Source organism: Bacillus nitratireducens (genome assembly GCF_001884135.1).
Lineage (GTDB): Bacteria > Bacillota > Bacilli > Bacillales > Bacillaceae_G > Bacillus_A > Bacillus_A nitratireducens.
The window spans coordinates 19746-36653 of sequence record NZ_MAOC01000039.1 but is presented as its reverse complement, the minus strand read 5'-3'; the positions used below and the strand labels follow the sequence as shown (position 1 = coordinate 36653).

The 16908-nt window shown below is 35.2% G+C and carries 15 protein-coding genes and 3 pseudogenes; 11 read left to right on the top strand and 7 right to left on the bottom strand.

Features of this window, described 5'->3' with window-relative positions; translation table 11 throughout:
• Positions 1-221: 221 nt before the first annotated feature.
• Positions 222-584 (top strand): YxeA family protein, encoded by a 363-nt coding sequence (locus BAU23_RS14910; protein WP_000779926.1) that lies wholly within the window; start codon positions 222-224, stop codon positions 582-584.
• 25 nt (positions 585-609) lie between these two features.
• On the opposite strand, the gene BAU23_RS14905 is transcribed toward BAU23_RS14910, so the two are convergent.
• Positions 610-1650, bottom strand: coding sequence for a S66 family peptidase (locus BAU23_RS14905; protein ID WP_116733297.1), 1041 nt, complete (start codon positions 1648-1650; stop codon positions 610-612).
• Positions 1651-1798: 148 nt separating this feature from the next.
• Here BAU23_RS14905 and BAU23_RS14900 point away from each other — a divergent pair, with 148 nt between their 5' ends.
• From BAU23_RS14900 to BAU23_RS14885, 4 genes and pseudogenes are all read left to right on the top strand, one after another.
• A complete protein-coding gene (locus tag BAU23_RS14900; protein WP_071734737.1) occupies positions 1799-2236 on the top strand; it encodes a YwiB family protein in 438 nt (145 codons plus the stop codon).
• Positions 2236-3906: an arginine--tRNA ligase gene (argS, locus tag BAU23_RS14895; RefSeq protein ID WP_001086435.1), complete on the top strand. Its 1671-nt coding sequence runs from the start codon at positions 2236-2238 to the stop codon at positions 3904-3906. The genes BAU23_RS14900 and argS overlap by 1 nt, the downstream gene beginning before the upstream one ends.
• 246 nt (positions 3907-4152) lie before the next feature.
• A pseudogene (locus BAU23_RS30930) lies at positions 4153-4257 on the top strand (RNA polymerase sigma factor); the annotation flags it as partial.
• Positions 4251-4409 (top strand): annotated as a pseudogene (locus tag BAU23_RS14885) (anti-sigma factor); the annotation flags it as partial. The pseudogenes BAU23_RS30930 and BAU23_RS14885, both read left to right, overlap by 7 nt.
• A 26-nt stretch (positions 4410-4435) precedes the next feature.
• On the opposite strand, the gene BAU23_RS14880 reads toward BAU23_RS14885, so the two are convergent.
• The 3 genes from BAU23_RS14880 to map form a co-directional block, all read right to left on the bottom strand.
• Positions 4436-4810 carry a hypothetical protein gene (locus BAU23_RS14880; protein ID WP_000794128.1) on the bottom strand — a complete coding sequence of 125 codons (375 nt, stop codon included), beginning with the start codon at positions 4808-4810 and terminating at the stop codon, positions 4436-4438.
• 145 nt (positions 4811-4955) lie between these two features.
• Positions 4956-6356, bottom strand: a complete 1401-nt coding sequence (locus tag BAU23_RS14875; RefSeq protein ID WP_071734775.1) for a M28 family metallopeptidase — start codon at positions 6354-6356, stop codon at positions 4956-4958.
• A gap of 538 nt (positions 6357-6894) precedes the next feature.
• Positions 6895-7689 carry a type I methionyl aminopeptidase gene (gene map, locus BAU23_RS14870; protein WP_116733296.1) on the bottom strand — a complete coding sequence of 265 codons (795 nt, stop codon included), beginning with the start codon at positions 7687-7689 and terminating at the stop codon, positions 6895-6897.
• Between the two features lie 157 nt (positions 7690-7846).
• On the opposite strand from map, the gene BAU23_RS14865 reads away from it, so the two are divergent.
• Genes BAU23_RS14865 through BAU23_RS14850 form a run of 4 tightly spaced genes read left to right on the top strand, consistent with a single transcriptional unit; the run spans position 7847 to position 11210 of the window.
• Positions 7847-8749, top strand: coding sequence for an ABC transporter ATP-binding protein (locus tag BAU23_RS14865; protein WP_000411119.1), 903 nt, complete (start codon positions 7847-7849; stop codon positions 8747-8749).
• Positions 8746-9480: an ABC transporter permease gene (locus BAU23_RS14860; RefSeq protein WP_001202437.1), complete on the top strand. Its 735-nt coding sequence runs from the start codon at positions 8746-8748 to the stop codon at positions 9478-9480. Before BAU23_RS14865 ends, BAU23_RS14860 begins: the two co-directional genes overlap by 4 nt.
• The gene (locus BAU23_RS14855) at positions 9481-10611 is read left to right on the top strand and encodes a sensor histidine kinase (protein ID WP_071734736.1); all 1131 of its coding nucleotides are present in this window, start codon (positions 9481-9483) and stop codon (positions 10609-10611) included. It begins immediately after the preceding gene.
• Positions 10608-11210, top strand: coding sequence for a response regulator transcription factor (locus tag BAU23_RS14850; RefSeq protein ID WP_000619272.1), 603 nt, complete (start codon positions 10608-10610; stop codon positions 11208-11210). Before BAU23_RS14855 ends, BAU23_RS14850 begins: the two co-directional genes overlap by 4 nt.
• Positions 11211-11222: 12 nt before the next feature.
• On the opposite strand, the gene BAU23_RS14845 is transcribed toward BAU23_RS14850, so the two are convergent.
• Positions 11223-11546, bottom strand: coding sequence for a bacillolysin (locus tag BAU23_RS14845; protein WP_071734773.1), 324 nt, complete (start codon positions 11544-11546; stop codon positions 11223-11225).
• A 410-nt stretch (positions 11547-11956) separates the two neighbouring features.
• Between BAU23_RS14845 and BAU23_RS14835 the strand changes: the two genes are divergently transcribed.
• Positions 11957-12820 carry a helix-turn-helix domain-containing protein gene (locus tag BAU23_RS14835; protein ID WP_000542918.1) on the top strand — a complete coding sequence of 288 codons (864 nt, stop codon included), beginning with the start codon at positions 11957-11959 and terminating at the stop codon, positions 12818-12820.
• A gap of 147 nt (positions 12821-12967) precedes the next feature.
• Positions 12968-13114 carry a quorum-sensing peptide PapR gene (papR, locus tag BAU23_RS14830; RefSeq protein ID WP_000734740.1) on the top strand — a complete coding sequence of 49 codons (147 nt, stop codon included), beginning with the start codon at positions 12968-12970 and terminating at the stop codon, positions 13112-13114.
• Between the two features lie 17 nt (positions 13115-13131).
• Here the strand turns inward: papR and BAU23_RS14825 are convergent.
• Both BAU23_RS14825 and uvsE read right to left on the bottom strand, forming a co-directional pair.
• Positions 13132-15798 (bottom strand): annotated as a pseudogene (locus BAU23_RS14825) (DUF4084 domain-containing protein); the annotation flags it as partial.
• A gap of 139 nt (positions 15799-15937) precedes the next feature.
• Entirely contained in the window at positions 15938-16891 is a 954-nt protein-coding gene (gene uvsE, locus BAU23_RS14820) for a UV DNA damage repair endonuclease UvsE (RefSeq protein WP_000586779.1), read from the bottom strand.
• Positions 16892-16908: the final 17 nt, after the last annotated feature.

Sequence of the window (16908 nt, the reverse complement as noted above, 5' to 3'; positions counted from 1 at the left end):
CCTTTGATTTTTGTAATAAAAATTTGTATCATTCAATAATAATATAAAAGTTTGTTAAACGGAAAAATTTTTTATTGGGAAATTGCTGTAAGGTGAAAAACTCTTACAATAATGTAAGGAAAGTGTAAGGCATTTCGATAGAGTATAGTATGCTTTTTTTCGTATAATACAGGTATAGACATACGGTTAGTGAGAAAGAAGTGCAAACAGGAGGCGCATTTATGAAATTGGTAATTAAAGTTTTAGCTGTGTTCGCCATTATTTTAGGTGGAACAGCGTACTATTTAAACACAAAAACAGAAGGTGTGCATGCCTTTGTAGACAACTTCTTTTCCAATAAAGAAATCCAAGATTATTATGCTGTTATAGATAAAAGTGAGAAAAAAGACGATGAATATTTGTATACATTTAAAGGGTATACAGAAGACGGAAAGCTACAAGTTATTAAAAGAATGGTGAACCGTGAATTGCATACGGGTGCTTTTATAAAAATTTATGCAAAAGGTATGCAGGGAAAAGGATGGGCTGAAATTCCAAAAGAATCAATCCCGCAAAAAGCGTTGCAAAAAATAGAAAAAACATAAAAGGAGCGAATCGTTCGCTCCTTTTTTACTGCGTTACAATTGTAATGGATGTGTTCTTTTTATTAGAAGTGATTTTTGCTCTTCCGCCAATTGGGAAAGTAAAAATAGGAGTTGTATGTCCGAAACTTGCGTTTGCAATGATAGGTATATGTGTAAGTTCAGGCTTTGAAGCAATCATTTCTTGAATGTCTTCTATCGTACATTCTGCTCCTTTTTGCATTCTTCCTATAACGATGCCTTTTGCATGTTTAAAGTCAGGTTGCTGCATAAGAGAATGTAAATATCGATCAAAAGTTTTAAGGGTAGCTTTTCCGGTTAAACTATCCTCTTCAAGAAATAAAATTTTGCCCTGTAAGCTTGGCATATATGGTGTACCTTGCAGTAAATTAAATGTGCTCATATTACCACCAATAATATCTCCCGTCGCTTCCCCTTCTTGAATTGAAACATACCCTTCATTTTTAATAAATTCTCGATCTTTTTGATCTATATACCAAGAATCATCGCTCCACGTTTCAGATGGAAGGACTTCAATAGGCTCCTTAGAAGTTAAGCATTTTAAAAAGTAATCAGTCGTATACTCGAGGCCTTTCTCCATTCCAAATGAAGAGAAATGGGGACCTGAATATGTAACGAGTCCTGTTTTTGCGTAAATGGCATTATTTAAAGCGGTAATATCAGAATAGCCACAGAAAAACTTCGGATTTTCTCGAATTAAATCATAATCGAGATGTTTTAATAAACCGTTAGAGTTGTATCCTCCAAGTGTCGTCAAAATTGCTTTTACATTAGGGTCTTTAAATGCTTCATGAAAATCTTGAACGCGTGAAGAAATAGAAGAGGAAGCAAATTGATCTATCTCATCAGCATATTTTGAGAATGTAACTTGAAAGCCCATGTCGGTTAATCTTTTTACAGCAAGCTTTCTGTTTTCAGTGGAGACAATACTTAAACTACAAGATGGTGAAATAACTCTAAGTTCATCACCTTTTTTCAATTTTGTTGGTAGCACCAAATTCACCCCTTGAAAAGAAAGAATATTTAGATTTAAAAAACATTTTATCATATGAAATAAAGTGAAGGTGAATTATTTTTTGAAAAAGAGTTTTCCTGATTTTTCAGCAGACAGACAGCGTCTTTTTTTGATATGATAGGAAAAGTGATTTATTATAAGTAGTATTTAATATCTATAACATTTGAAGGGTGTGCAAGACGTGAAGAAACAACTTGCAGGCTTGCCGGTACACGTTCATTTCGTAACAGAAATCCGTGAAGGGGCGAGGAAGGAAACCGTTGCTTTTGAAGCAAATGGTCAATACTATGTAAAAGGTCAAGGTACATATATAACATTCCAGGAGCCGAACGAACAAGGCGAAGTGAAAACAATTATTAAAATTCAAGATGAACAAGTTCTCATTATGCGTTCAGGTGCTATCTCTATGCGTCAGACGCATGTGAAAGGTGAATGGACAACTGGTACGTATACGAGTGGACTTGGTACGTTTGCGTTGCAAACGAAAACTGATAACGTTCTTTTTAAATGGTCGGATGAAAAGAAAAAAGGACAACTCTTCTTAACGTACGCATTGCTTCTAAGTGAACAGGAAGCTGGCAGATATACAATTACAATTAATTTGAAGGAGGCAAAATAATGAATTCTTTAGAACAAGTAAAAGGATTGATTAAAGAAGAAATTCAAGCTGCTGTATTAAAGGCAGAATTAGCAACAGAAGAACAGATTCCAAACGTTATATTAGAATCTCCAAAAGATAAAACAAATGGTGATTTCTCTACAAATATGGCAATGCAACTTGCACGCGTTGCGAAAAAAGCACCTCGTATGATTGCAGAAGAATTAGTTGCAAACTTCGATAAAGCAAAAGCTTCTATTGAAAAAATTGAAATCGCAGGTCCTGGTTTCATTAACTTCTACATGGATAATAGCTACTTAACAGACTTAATCCCAACAATCGTTAACGCTGGCGAAGCTTACGGTGAAACGAATACTGGTAAAGGTGAAAAAGTACAAATTGAGTTCGTATCTGCGAACCCAACAGGTGACCTTCACTTAGGACATGCACGTGGTGCAGCGGTAGGTGACACTTTGTGTAACGTATTAGCAAAAGCAGGATACGATGTATCTCGTGAGTACTACATTAATGATGCTGGTAACCAAATTCATAACTTAGCTCTTTCTGTTGAAGCTCGTTACATGCAAGCTTTAGGCTTAGAGAAAGAAATGCCAGAAGACGGTTACCATGGTGCGGATATCATTGGAATCGGTAAACGTTTAGCTGAAGAGTTTGGCGATCGTTACGCAAAAGCTGATGCAGAAGAAAGCTATGAGTTCTATCGTTCATACGGTTTAAAATATGAGTTAGCAAAACTTCAAAAAGACTTAGAAAGCTTCCGTGTTAAGTTCGATGTATGGTTCTCAGAAACATCATTATACAAAAACGGAAAAATCGATGCTGCACTTGCAGTATTAAAAGAGCGTGATGAGATCTTTGAAGAAGGCGGAGCAACTTGGTTCCGTTCAATGACTTACGGTGACGACAAAAACCGTGTGTTAATTAAAAATGACGGTTCTTACACATACTTAACGCCAGATATCGCTTACCACCGTGATAAATTAGAGCGTGGTTTTGATAAGCTAATCAACATTTGGGGTGCTGACCACCACGGTTACATTCCTCGTATGAAAGCTGCTATTCAAGCGCTAGGTTACGATAAAGAAACACTTGAAGTAGAAATCATCCAAATGGTACAACTGTACCAAAATGGTGAAAAAATGAAGATGAGTAAGCGTACAGGTAAAGCAGTTACACTTCGTGAGCTTATGGAAGAAGTAGGCGTGGACGCAATGCGTTACTTCTTCGCAATGCGTAGTGGTGATTCTCATTTAGACTTCGATATGGACTTAGCTGTATCAAAATCTAATGAAAATCCAGTATACTATGCACAATATGCTCATGCTCGCGTATGTAGTATCCTTCGTCAAGGTGAAGAGTTAGGATTAGCTACAGGCGGAGACGTGAATTACAAACTTGTTACTTCTGAGAAAGAAGTAGAGTTACTGAAAAAACTTGGTGAATTCCCAGCTGTAGTTGCGGATGCAGCGCAAAAACGTCTGCCACACCGCATTACAAGCTATGCATTTGAATTAGCAGCAGCATTACACAGCTTCTATAATGCAGAAAAGGTATTAAACCAAGATAACTTAGAATTAAGTAAAGCTCGTTACGAATTAATGAAAGCAGTACGCACTACACTTCAAAATGCATTAGCAATCGTAGGAGTATCTGCACCAGAAAAAATGTAATTAAGAAAAGCAGAAGCGGCTCGCTTAGAATAGGAGTTGGATGGAGCTCCTAACAGAGAGGCGTACTTTGCCTCGGAGGAAGGCGCGAAGCCACCGAGTATTCTAGCCGCTGGACATAAAGAAAAGCGGAGCCGATTTTTCGCTTTAAGTAAAAGGCAATCACACGATGTTGTGATTGCCTTTTTATATGGAAATAATAAAAAATAAAATTTTTATCAAACAAAAGGAGAATTTGCATCGTCTTATATAAGTGACAGGAGGTTTACGATGGAAGAAAGGGTAGAAGAATTAATTGATATATATAAGCAGCAAATATATTCCTTATGCTATAAGTTAGCGAAAACGAAAGACAAGGGGAAGGGATAAAAGAGTTGAAGAAGATCTGTGAATCGAAAAAAGGTATTTTTACAGTTACATTAAAGGCAAATGAAAAGTATGTGTTTAATATAAGTGGTGTAATGGTGAAAGATGGATTTGTAAAAGTAAATTGGAAAGAGAAATAAAAGAGGCCCTGTAAAGGACCTCTTTTCTATTGAATAGTATAAGTAACAGAAAAGCTAACAGGACTATAGTAAACGTAAGGTGCATGAAATTGAACGTACATATTTCCATCTGTTTTTGCAGTGAAAATTCGGCCGTAACCATCAGAATAACGCCCAATAAGGTTATGATTTGAGTCATAAACACTGTAACTAGGAGTTTTGCTGTTAGGTTGAATTGTTAGCTCTTGTCCCTTTTGAAGGAAAATAGGTTCTTGTTCAGAACTAGCTCCAGTTTGCAAAGAATAAAATTTTGTAAAGCTTTGTTCTTGAGCGGCAGCAGCGACTTTTGTTTCAGGAATAAACGCGGTAGCGCCAGTAATTCCTGTTAAAGTTAATGCGCCGGCTAAAATCATATTTTTCATAGTAGAAAAGCCTCCTTATTAGTTGTAATCATTTTTGTTACAGTTAATATTGTATACGATAATGAATAGGAAAAAATATGCTTTTATGCATATATATTTTTTCTCAATAAAAGACCACTAATTAAATCAGTGGTCTTTTAAATGATTAAGCAGCTTTCTGTTCAGTTTGGGTAACAGGTTTTTGAAGGGTGTTATAAACACCAGTTCCGATAACTTCTAATGCCATTTTCATACGTTCGGGTGAAATGTTCTCAAATACATTATCTTGAGGCGTGTGATATACCTTTTCGATATGATAGATTAATGGATTCCAACTATTGACACCCATCCAAATAAATAGTGCAGAAGGAATACCCACTTCAGCAAATGGTACGTGATCACTAGAGCCAAATTTTCCTTGAAGAACGAGATCATTATTTAATTGTTTACCTGCTTGTAAGGCAGCATCTGTTACAAGGTTCGTTGATCCATCAGGAGTCATTGCGTATAAATTCTTTGCTTTATCGTAATTTGTTGCAACCATGTCTGCGTTAAAGACACCTAAAATTCGATCGCGTTCTTTTTGGGACAGACTATTAACATAATAATCAGAGCCAAGTAAGCCAGTTTCTTCAGAACCAAAAGCAATAAAACGAATTTCTTTATCAGTTTCTACATTTTGAAAAGCACGAGCTAATTCTAATACTAATCCTGTACCAGAAGCATTATCATTTGCCCCAGGTGCTCCGACGACACTATCATAGTGTGAACTTACAACAACAGCTTTTTCATTACCTGTACTATTTTTTGGTTTCTTTTTAGCGATGACATTTAGGGAGGTTAAATTAGATTCATGTCTCGCTTTTAGGGAAAGCATTGTTGTCTCTTTTTTAGCAATCTCTTCTTTAAACGCATTTCCTTGAGCATAAGCAAGACCAAAGACAGGGATAGACTGCTTTTTAGTTAAGCGAGGGTTGAAGGTTTGTCCGTAGTTTCCACGACCTCCAATTAAGCTATATAAAAGTACACCTTTTGCCCCTTTACTAACAGCATTTTCAACTTGTTTATTATAATCTGCTACTGTTGCACCTCTTTCGAATAAAACAATTTTCCCGTTTACCTCATTTGGAATATCGTCCAACTTTGTACCACCTTGAACAAAGATAAGCGGAGCTGTAACAGCTTCTGTAGAAATCAGTGCATTTGGAGCAGCACCAGCTTGCCAATTACGCTTTGTGGATAATGGTGATTCGATAAATCCAACGTATTGATCCGGCACTTGAAAGGGCTGATATTCTACCTCATATCCCATTGATTTAAGCTTCATACCAACATAGCGAGAAGCCCATTCTTCTGATTTTGTACCACCTGGTCGGGGACCGATTGTTTCGGATAAGAAACGGATATGCTCGATGGCGCGGCTTGCATCAACTTGTTTTGTAATAGATGGAGTTTGTGTAATTTCTGACGTGGAATCAGCTTTTGCTTGTCCGATTGGAGCTAAGCTAACGGCGAGTGATACAGCAAGCAAGGAGCTTACTATTTTTTGTTTCAGCGATTTTTTCATTTTTTCCTCTCCCATTCTTCTATTCTCTCTGACTGACAAAAGAAGACGGATAACGACTTAATTTTAACTTTATATATCTGAATTTTCAATAATTTGATGTTGAGAAATAAAAAACGCTATATGCACATTTGCATATTTTTAGCAGATATATGTATGCTATCATTTTAAATGAAGGATCGCTTTCAGTTCTGAAGGCTCCTACATTGCATGAATCTAGTGTACCCAAACTTTAGATTATGTGGAGAAAAGAGATCTGTCATAGGGTTTCTTTTCTTTTGTTTGAATCATGTGATGATAACTATGTTTCCGCATTTCATAATTATCATCAGTGATATATGTAAGGCATCCATATGAAAATACGAGGCTGTTCAAAGGTTTTCCGTACTTTTGGACAGCCTCACCCCGTTAAAAAGGTGATACTTTGATGTATCACCTTTTTATTTTTATAAGCTTTCTGTTTATGGGGATATTACATAATTAAAAATAATAAAAAACAGCCGCTTTAGTAGAAGGAATCTACAAAACGGCTATTTTTTTATTATAGTTGAGTTAAAATAATTGGCTCGCCACGAGTGACGACAACTGTATGCTCACATTGTGCAACAAGGCTTTTGTCTGGTGTAACGAATGTCCAACCATCATCACCGCGCTCAATGATGTGATCTGCTTTCATTGAGATGAATGGCTCTACAGCGATAACAAGACCGTCTTTTAGAAGTGCATTATCCATTGGATCATAGTAGCTTAAAATGTGGTTTGGAGCTTCGTGTAAACTAAGACCGATGCCGTGACCAGTTAAGTTTTGGATTACGTTATATCCACTTTTATGTGCAAAGTTAGAAACAGCACGACCAATTTGATTTTGTTTTGATCCAGCTTTTACTTTTTTCATTGCTTCCCAAAATGCATCTACTGCAGCTTGGCATAGCTTTTCTTTTTCTTCATCTTCTCCAAGAACAAATGAGATACCTGTATCTGCATAATAGCCGTCAAGTGCTGCCGATACGTCTACGTTTACTAAATCGCCTTCTTTTAATACACGATCGCCTGGAATACCGTGAGCAACTTCCTCGTTTACACTAATGCAAGTTACACCTGGGAATTTATATTCTTTTTCAGGCGCTGAAATAGCACCGTTCTCGTCTAATACTTTTTTACCAATTAAATCAAGCTCTTTCGTTGTCATACCTGGCTTCGCTTGTTTCTTCATTTCTTCGCGTGCAAGTGCAACGATGCGGCCGATTTTTCGTAAACCTTCTAAATCTTGTTCATTACGAATAATCATGAAAACCACTGTCCTTCCTCGAATATATGTCTTACCCGATTGTATCATGTTTGTTTTTGTACTGCTACTCGCGTGCGGTATGCGGGTTGATTCCTCTCATAGAGAATACATGACAATTGTCATATGGATGTCATGACGCATCATACTGTTTCCTAACTTTTCCAGAGCATACAATGTAAATATAAGAAAAGGCGGGGGTGGAGAGATGGAAAAGATTATTGAAGTAAATGGTGTTTCTAAAACATTTAAACATAAAAAAGCAGTAAATAACGTTTCATTTCATGTGAATAAAGGTCAAATAGTAGCATTACTTGGCCCGAATGGTGCGGGGAAAACAACGACAATTTCAATGATGCTCGGGTTAAAAGATCCAACAGAAGGGAATATCTCTATATTTGGAAAGAGTCCGAAGCATAGAGATGTTCGCAATAGCCTCGGTGCGATGCTGCAAGAAGTAAGTGTGATTGATAGCATCACGGTAGAAGAGGCAATCGAGTTATTCCGTAGTTATTATACGAATCCTGTAGAGAAAGAAACATTACTGCAGTTGTCAAACTTAGAATCAGAACGAAAGCAAAGATGTGAGAAATTATCGGGCGGTCAAAAAAGAAGGTTGAATTTTGCGCTGGCACTTGCAGGGAATCCAGACTTGTTATTTTTAGATGAACCAACTGTAGGGATGGACATTACATCTCGAAAAACGTTTTGGGAAACGATTCGAAAATTAGCAAGTGAAGGGAAAACGATTATTTTAACAACACATTATTTAGAAGAAGCGGATGCGTTAGCAGATCGAATTTTATTATTTGCGAATGGAAAGATTATCGCAGATGGCACACCGGATGAGATGAAAGCGACGATTTCTCGAAAAACAATCTCGTTTTATTCGAAAGAGAAAATTCCTAAGAGTTTACTAAAGGAATTACCGCATGTAACAGAAGTACAGTCAAATGAAGGGCGCTTCACTTTAACGACGGAAGATACAGATGCCACTTTACAAGCAATTTATCAGAGGAATCTACCTGTAACAGACGTTTCAGTTGAACGTGGAAGTCTCGATGAAGCATTTGAACAGTTTGTTGCAAATCAGAAGGAGGGAATCGCATGAGAGCATTATGGATGCAATGTAAAATAGAGGTTTTACGTACGTTCCGCAATAAATTATTCATCTTTTTCTCATTATTAATGCCAGTTATGTTTTATTACATCTTTACAAATGTTATTCAAGTCCCGCAAAACGGAGATGCATGGAAAGCACATTATTTAATTTCAATGGCGACTTTCAGTATTGTAGGGACTGCTCTTTTTAGTTTCGGTGTGAGACTTTCTCAGGAAAAAGGGCAAGGATGGACACATTTGTTAAAAATTACACCGCTTCCAGAGGGCGCATATTTAGCAGCTAAAATTATTGCTCAAACAGTAGTGAATGCTTTTTCAATTTTAGTTATTTTTATGGCAGGAATATTAATTAATAATGTTGAGTTAACGATAGGTCAATGGATTGGTGCAGGATTATGGTTATTACTAGGCGTGACACCATTTTTAGCCCTTGGAACAGTAATAGGTTCAATTAAGAAGGCGGATGCAGCTGCTGGCTTAGCGAATATTTTAAATATGAGTCTAGCTGTAATCGGTGGATTATGGATGCCAATTGAAGTATTCCCGAAAATTTTAAGATCTATCGGTGAGTGGACACCAACATATCATTTCGGAAGTGGTGCATGGGATATTGTAGCTGGAAAGTCGATTGGTTGGGAAAATATCGCGGTACTAGGAGGTTATTTCCTTATATTTGTTGTAGTATCAATATATATAAGAAAAAGACAGGAAGCGGTATAAATGATAGAGAATAAAAGATTTGAAGTTTTTCCGAAACAGATGGGTTTCTTCCCGTATATGTGGCTCGTGTATTTATTATTTCCAATCTATAATTTAACGCAAGTATCAGGATGGAAGCTTGTAATAGGGATCGGTATGTTGATAGTCTTCACCGTCACGTACCGGCAGCTTTATTTTGTTAAGAAAACGTTCATTTTGTGGGCGTGTATTCAAATGATGCTCACATTCTCATTTGCTCTATTTTATAACCCCTTCATGATATTGTTTGGATATTTCACGGCGAGTGCGATGGGATTTGCGCCAAGTAAGAAAGCGTTTCGTGTGCTGTTAGGTTTATTAGTTGTAATGCTTGGGGCTTTTATATTTGTAAATGTTAATCAACTAACAATCCCGAGTTTAGTGAATATCGTTCCGATGTTTATTTTAATGCTTCTTACGCCATTTGGAATGCGTAATTTTAATCAGAAAAAGATATTGAAAAATCAACTAAACGAAGCAAACGAACAAATTAAAGACTTAGTAAAACGCGAGGAACGACAGCGCATCGCAAGAGATCTTCATGATACGTTAGGGCATACGTTATCTCTTATTACTTTAAAAAGTCAGCTTGTGGAGAAATTGATTGTGAAGAATCCAGAACGCGCAAGTATAGAGGCGAAGGAGATTACACAAACATCTCGTACTGCTTTAAAACAACTGCGCGAATTAATTTCTGATATGCGTATGATTACAGTGGAAGAAGAACTTGAGCAAATAAAAGCAATTTTACAAGCGGCTAATATTGAATTAGAAGTAAAACAAGCAGCCAATTCTAGTGCGTTATCACCAATTGAACAAAATATTTTAGGAATGTGTTTACGTGAGGCAGTTACGAATATTGTAAAGCATAGTAGGGCGACGGAGTGCATTGTATCTGTATTAGAATCGCAAGGTGAACTGATTTTGAAAGTAGAGGATAATGGCGTAGGTTTGGAAAATCAAAATCATGATGGAAACGGTATTCGCGGCATGAAGGAGCGGATTGCTCTTATTGATGGAGTAGTTGAACTGGATACGATTAACCCAGGAACGTTGTTAACGGTGAAAGTTCCGATTGTAATTAGAACAGGAAAAGATGAGGTGAGGGCATGATTCGAATTATTATTGCAGAAGATCAACGAATGCTTCGTGGTGCATTAGGAGCCCTACTTGATCTAGAAGATGATATTGAAGTAGTTGGGCAGGCTGCGAATGGAGAAGAGGCGTTAAAATTAATCGAATCGCTAAAGCCTGATATAAGTATTATGGATATTGAAATGCCGATTCAAAGTGGTTTAGATGTTGCTGAAGCGCTGAAGAAGGAAAAGTCACCTTGTAAAGTAATGATTTTAACAACATTTGCACGACCAGGTTATTTTGAACGGGCAATGAAAACTGGTGTTCACGGGTATTTATTAAAGGATAGCCCAAGCGAGGACTTAGCTTCAGCAATTCGAAATGTCATGAAAGGGAAGCGAGAAATTTCGCAGGAGCTAATGTTTGGCTTATGGCAGGAACAAAATCCGCTATCAGATCGTGAAAAAGAAGTGCTGGTACTTGCGAAAGAAGGAAAGACTACAAATGAAATTGCTAAGATGCTCTATCTTTCGCCTGGTACAGTGCGTAATTATATTTCGGAAGTATTAGCGAAACTGGAAGCGAAAAATAGAATTGAGGCAATTACAATTGCAGAAGAAAAGGGATGGATATGAAAAGAAGTTTACCTACGAGTGGTAAACTTCTTTTTTCTTATAAACAAGTATTTCAATAGAGAGTTTCGTCGCAGTCGCATCGCTCAGAATTTGAAGTATATCGCGTAATTTAGATTTTACTTCATTTTTCGACAAAAAGTTTGTTATAGTAAGATTAGGTTGTTGGTCTAAATTTTGGACAACTTTACCACTAACAGTTGTAATTACTCCATTTTTATCTACTTTTACAATAAGATCTTGGCCATATACTTTATAATTTTCGTAAGTTTGTGCAAGGCGAGCTTCGGTTTGCTTTTCTTTTGTTTCTTTATTTGTAGGTTGGGAATCTACATTCATTTCAGTTGTCACTCACTCTTGTTGAGCTTTAGCCTCATTTATCTCACCCTTTAAATACTTTTTCGCCATATATTTTTGTATCATTTTGAGGTTGTGTTAATTTTTAAATCGTTAAACTAGGCTGAGCAATTTCAACGTTTACTTCATTTCTATCTAGTTCTTGGGTGTGAATAGATTCTGCTGATAAAGGATAAAGAAGACCGAATATAACGAAAGCACGGGCAAATTTTCTATAATTTATCTATAAAATTACTAGTCTTATTATATTATGTGAGATGGATTGTATGAAAAATTTGCCGAATTTTATATATATTATGCATTATTTCATATCAAAAATTGTCGAATTCACATTATTGTAGTGGTATGACAACTCAAAAAATTAGATTGTTATAATGGGATGGTGAGTAAGTATGCACGCAGAAAAACTAGGAAGTGAAATTAAGAAAATTAGGGTGATGAGAGGATTAACACAAAAGCAGTTATCCGAGAACATATGTCATCAATCGGAAGTGAGTCGAATTGAATCGGGCGCGGTATACCCAAGTATGGATATATTGCAAGGTATTGCAGCGAAATTACAAGTTCCTATTATTCACTTTTATGAGGTACTTATTTATTCTGATATTGAAAGAAAAAAGTTATTTAAAGATAGAATTCAAATGTTGAGTAAGAAGAAACAATATGCTGAAATTTATAGCATTGTTTCAAATGAATTAAAAAAAGAAAAGTTTCATCCAGAATTTAATCAGTTTCTTCTTTGGTACTATTACTTATCTGCATATGTTTTACAGAAAATTAATTTTGAATATTGCATTTTAGAGTTAAAAAAAATTGTACATCAATCATACGGAGGGATAGATGTATTTCAAAATTTATATATTGAAAATTCTATTGCAAGTATTTGTGCAGAAAATAATCAATTAGATAGGGCAATAACTTCATTTCAAGCTATTTTAGAACGGTTAGAATCGCTACATAATAATGAGGCATTCACAGTTAAAGTTCGATACAATTATGCAAAAGCTTTATATTTGAGTGATCAGTTTGAAGAGGCATTGTATCAAGTAAATGAAGCGATTGAAGCTTCTCGGTATATGGGAAGTATGGAATTAATCGGTCAATTGTATTATCAAAAGGGCGAGTGTCTTGAGAAATTAGAGTATTCATCAGATGATATTAAAGAAGTGTATAAAAAAGCGTCTTTCTTCTTTGATTTATTAGATTTACATTCTTACAAAGAGACGTTATTAAAAAAAAAGAAGTATTTAAATTAAAATGATTTGGAATATGTATAGTGGTATATTTCGTAAGTTACATCTACAAAAAGTAATGAAATATCCAAAAAATGGGTATGCATAATTGCATAAGTTGTGGATAAATTTTCATGATATATTAAAAGAAAACGATGTGGGTGATGGAATATGAAAAAACTACTTATTGGTAGTCTATTAACGTTAGCAATGGCATGGGGTATTTCATTAACAGATACAGCTTTAGAGAAAAGCCAAGTAATTTCTCATAATGATCAAGAGGTACAATTAGCTTCAGATTTGCCATTTGAACATTAAAAAAACAACCGTCTTACTTAGACGGTTGTTTTTTCGTGGAGTAACATCCAAACATCTTGACTAGAAACAGGTTTGCTAAAGAGGAATCCTTGAATGTGGTCACAGTTTTGCTCGTGTAAAAACTTCCATTGTTCTTCTGTTTCTACACCTTCCGCAATAACCTCTAAATTTAATTCTTTCGATAGCTTAATAATGGAAGCGATAATAGCTTCTTCTAAAGGGCTATTTGTAATTCCACAAATAAACTCTCGAGCAATTTTTAATGTATTGATTGGATATTTCGTTAAATAAGCTAAAGAACTGTAACCAGTTCCAAAGTCATCGATTGAAATTTGAATACCGAGATTTTGAAGTTGCTCTAGTTTTGCAACTACAGATTGATTTTGATTAATGGCAATACTTTCTGTAATTTCAATATCCAGTGCTTCCGGTTTTAGTTCTGTTTCTTCTAAAACCTTTGAAATAGTTGGGATTAAATCTGCATGGTTAAATTGAACAACAGATAAATTTACACCAACCTTTAAGTGAGAAAATCCTTGGTTATGCCACTTTTTTGCTTCTAAGCAGGCGGTACGTAAAATCCAATTACCAAGTTCAATAATAAATCCTGTTTCCTCTGCTAGAGGAATAAATTGGGCAGGTGATACAATTCCGAGTTTTGGATGTTTCCAGCGAATTAATGCCTCAAAACCGATAATTTGTTTTGTTTTTGTATTTACTTGCGGTTGATACTCAAGGAAAAATTCATTTTGTTGCAAAGCCTTTGAAAGTTCACCTTCTAGGAAGTGTAGTTCATTTTGCGCAACACTCATTTCTTTTGAGAAGAAAATGAATCTATTTTTCCCATTAGCTTTTGCCCGGTACATAGCCATATCTGCATTTTTCATTAATTCGGTTACATCGGTTCCGTATTCCGGGAACATTGCAATTCCGATACTCGGTGTAACAGAAAGTTCTTCATCCTTAATGAAGTAAGGCTTATTTAAGATGGTTAAAATTTGTTCGGCTATAAAAGCAGCACTTTTTTCAGAGTACATATCGGGTAATAGGATCGTAAATTCATCTCCGCCTTGGCGGGCAACGATATCTTTTGAACGCAAACATCCACGTAATCTTTTTGCTACTTCAATTAATAATAAATCTCCGACATCATGACCGAGTCGATCGTTAATTTTTTTAAATCGATCTAAGTCGAGGAACATGACGGCAACGTCATTAGTGTTGTTTTGCGCTGTATTTAAAATCGTTTTTAAATCTTTTTCGAATTTTCGTCGATTCGGTAGTCCTGTAAGTGCATCATGGAAAGCCAAATGCTCTACTTGTTTTTGTTTTTCATATAAAGTTGTAATATCACGTGCTATACCAAACATCCCAACAACTTCTTTATTTATAAAAATAGGGATGAATGTAATGTGAAGATAATAATAATAGCCTTCTTTTTCTTTTGTTCGAATTTCTAGAGTTTGTGGCCTACCTTCTTTTGTACTTTGTAAAGATTTCTTCAATAATTCATGATCTTGTGGATCGATGAAGTGTAGAAGAGAATAGCTTGTTACTTCACAGTAATAGGCTGTAAATAAACTTTCACAAGCCTTATTAGATTGTTGAAAAATCCCGTTCATATTTAAAGAAAAAACAGCATCAGGATGATCTTCGAATAAAGACTTATAACGCTGTTCACTTTTTGATAGGGCAGATGCACCTTCTTCGACCTTTCCTTCTAGTTGTGTAGTCAACTGTTCGTACGTATCGATTAATACTTGATTATCTTTCCACATGTAAAGTTGTCGTAGGAATAATAAGATTAGTGATAATACTAGACCGATTAGCATGAACTTATCGTCCCAAGGCTGAATGACAATAAAGGAAAAAGTAATGATTATACTAAAATAAGGTAATATAAAGCGTACATAATCGAATCGATAATACTTCATTTTCGTTTCATGTTGCATTGGTTTATCCAAAATGTACAGTATGGACGATAAACCGATTAGTAAAATCGAAGCAGTATGTATTAAATAAGAGACTTCAGAAGAAGTTTCCATTCCTTTGTTTAATTGGAACAGATGTATATATCCGTACACAAGTATGATAGTAAAGCCAATAATTAATGAGATTCTACTAGAAGAATATTGTTCTCTCCTATATAGGCTAATAATGGCGTAAATTACTAATGATTGTGCGATAAAATACCCAATCAAAAGCCATGTGTCCGTCGTCAACATACGAAAGCTAGAAATATCTAAAATAAAGGTTAGGGTAAAATAAATATTCATAATAACAATGAAGATGCTATCGAATGAAAATTGAGCAAGACCTCTAATGGAGTAATGTTTTATAAACTTTATAGCAAAGCCAGAAAAAAGCAAAATATATTGTATGATGAAAAAAGGTAGTGCTTTATATGAGAATATGACTTGATCATAAATAGAAAGTGACTGAAGAAATAAAGTTATTTCCATAATTAGTCCACATATGCAAGTACATAGTAGTAAAACCCAAAATAGTTTGTCACTGCTTTTCATCTTCTTAATTGCTTTATATAAGCAATAGCAAGAAAAGAGTGCCGCAAAGCAAAATAAGAAAAGAATTCCAATTTCTTTTATATTTAAATTCCTAGGGATAAGAAATATCCAAAGAGAAAATATAATTATATACATCATGACAAAGTGTACATATTTTTTTGATTAATCATATTATGACTCCGTTTCAATAAAGTTGAATCACAGGTGGAAAATGCTAATTCCAATCATAGCATATAAAATAGGGTGTTTTTTACTGTAAAAATTACTTTTTTTGAAAAAAATAGCGCAACATTACAATTTACCATTGCAATGTTGCGCTATTTATTCTTTTTATTCCTCTTATAGAGGATAGTTCACATATTAATTGTAGCATTGCTAAATCTTTCTGTTTACTTTCAATCATAATATCGAAATTATGATCAATTTTTTTTGTAATGTGTAAAAAAGGTTTAATAAAGTCTAAATCAATATAACCTGCGTGGGCCCTAAATTCTTTTTCTGATTTAGGAGAAGAAATATGAACTTTAGGAGGGACATTTGTATGTGACCAAGTTTTAAATATCATAGGAAGTAATTCTTCTAGCGGTTCATTACAAAGGTTCGCTATGTGATGATGATAATCGAACACGAAAGGGATTTTTTCTTTTTGGCAAATAGCCAAAGTTTCAGAAGTTGTATATGTTTTATCATCATTTTCAAGAGTCATTTGTTTTTTTATATGGTAAGGAAGTTTCTGTATGTTTTCATGAAAACGTTCGATTGCCTTCTCCTTATTTCCATACGCGCCACCTACATGGATATTAATGTAGGAAGAATCTGCAATTCCCATAGCATGTAACACGTTATAATGATAGGTCATATCTGTAATTGCATTAGTTGTAATATGTGGTTTGTCGCTTGTAAATAGTGTGAATTGATTTGGGTGAAAACTTACGCGTAAATTGTGTTCTTGAATTAATGCTCCTATCTTACGCCATAGTGGAGCGAATAGTTGAATGTAATCAAATTCAACTTCAGGGTGTGTTGCAAGCGGAACGATAGAAGACGATAAACGATATAATGGAATTTCGTGTGCAATATTGTAATGAAGGATGCGTATTGTATGTTCTAGATTTTGTAGTGTGACATTATATAATTTATCTTCACGCTCTTGTTTTTTTAGTTTTTTCCAGCTTGTAAATGTCATTGTTTTGGCAGGCGAACAGTCCCAGAGTGCCATTGCATGCGAGACATATCCAAACCGTATAATCATAAAGGATACACCTCTTT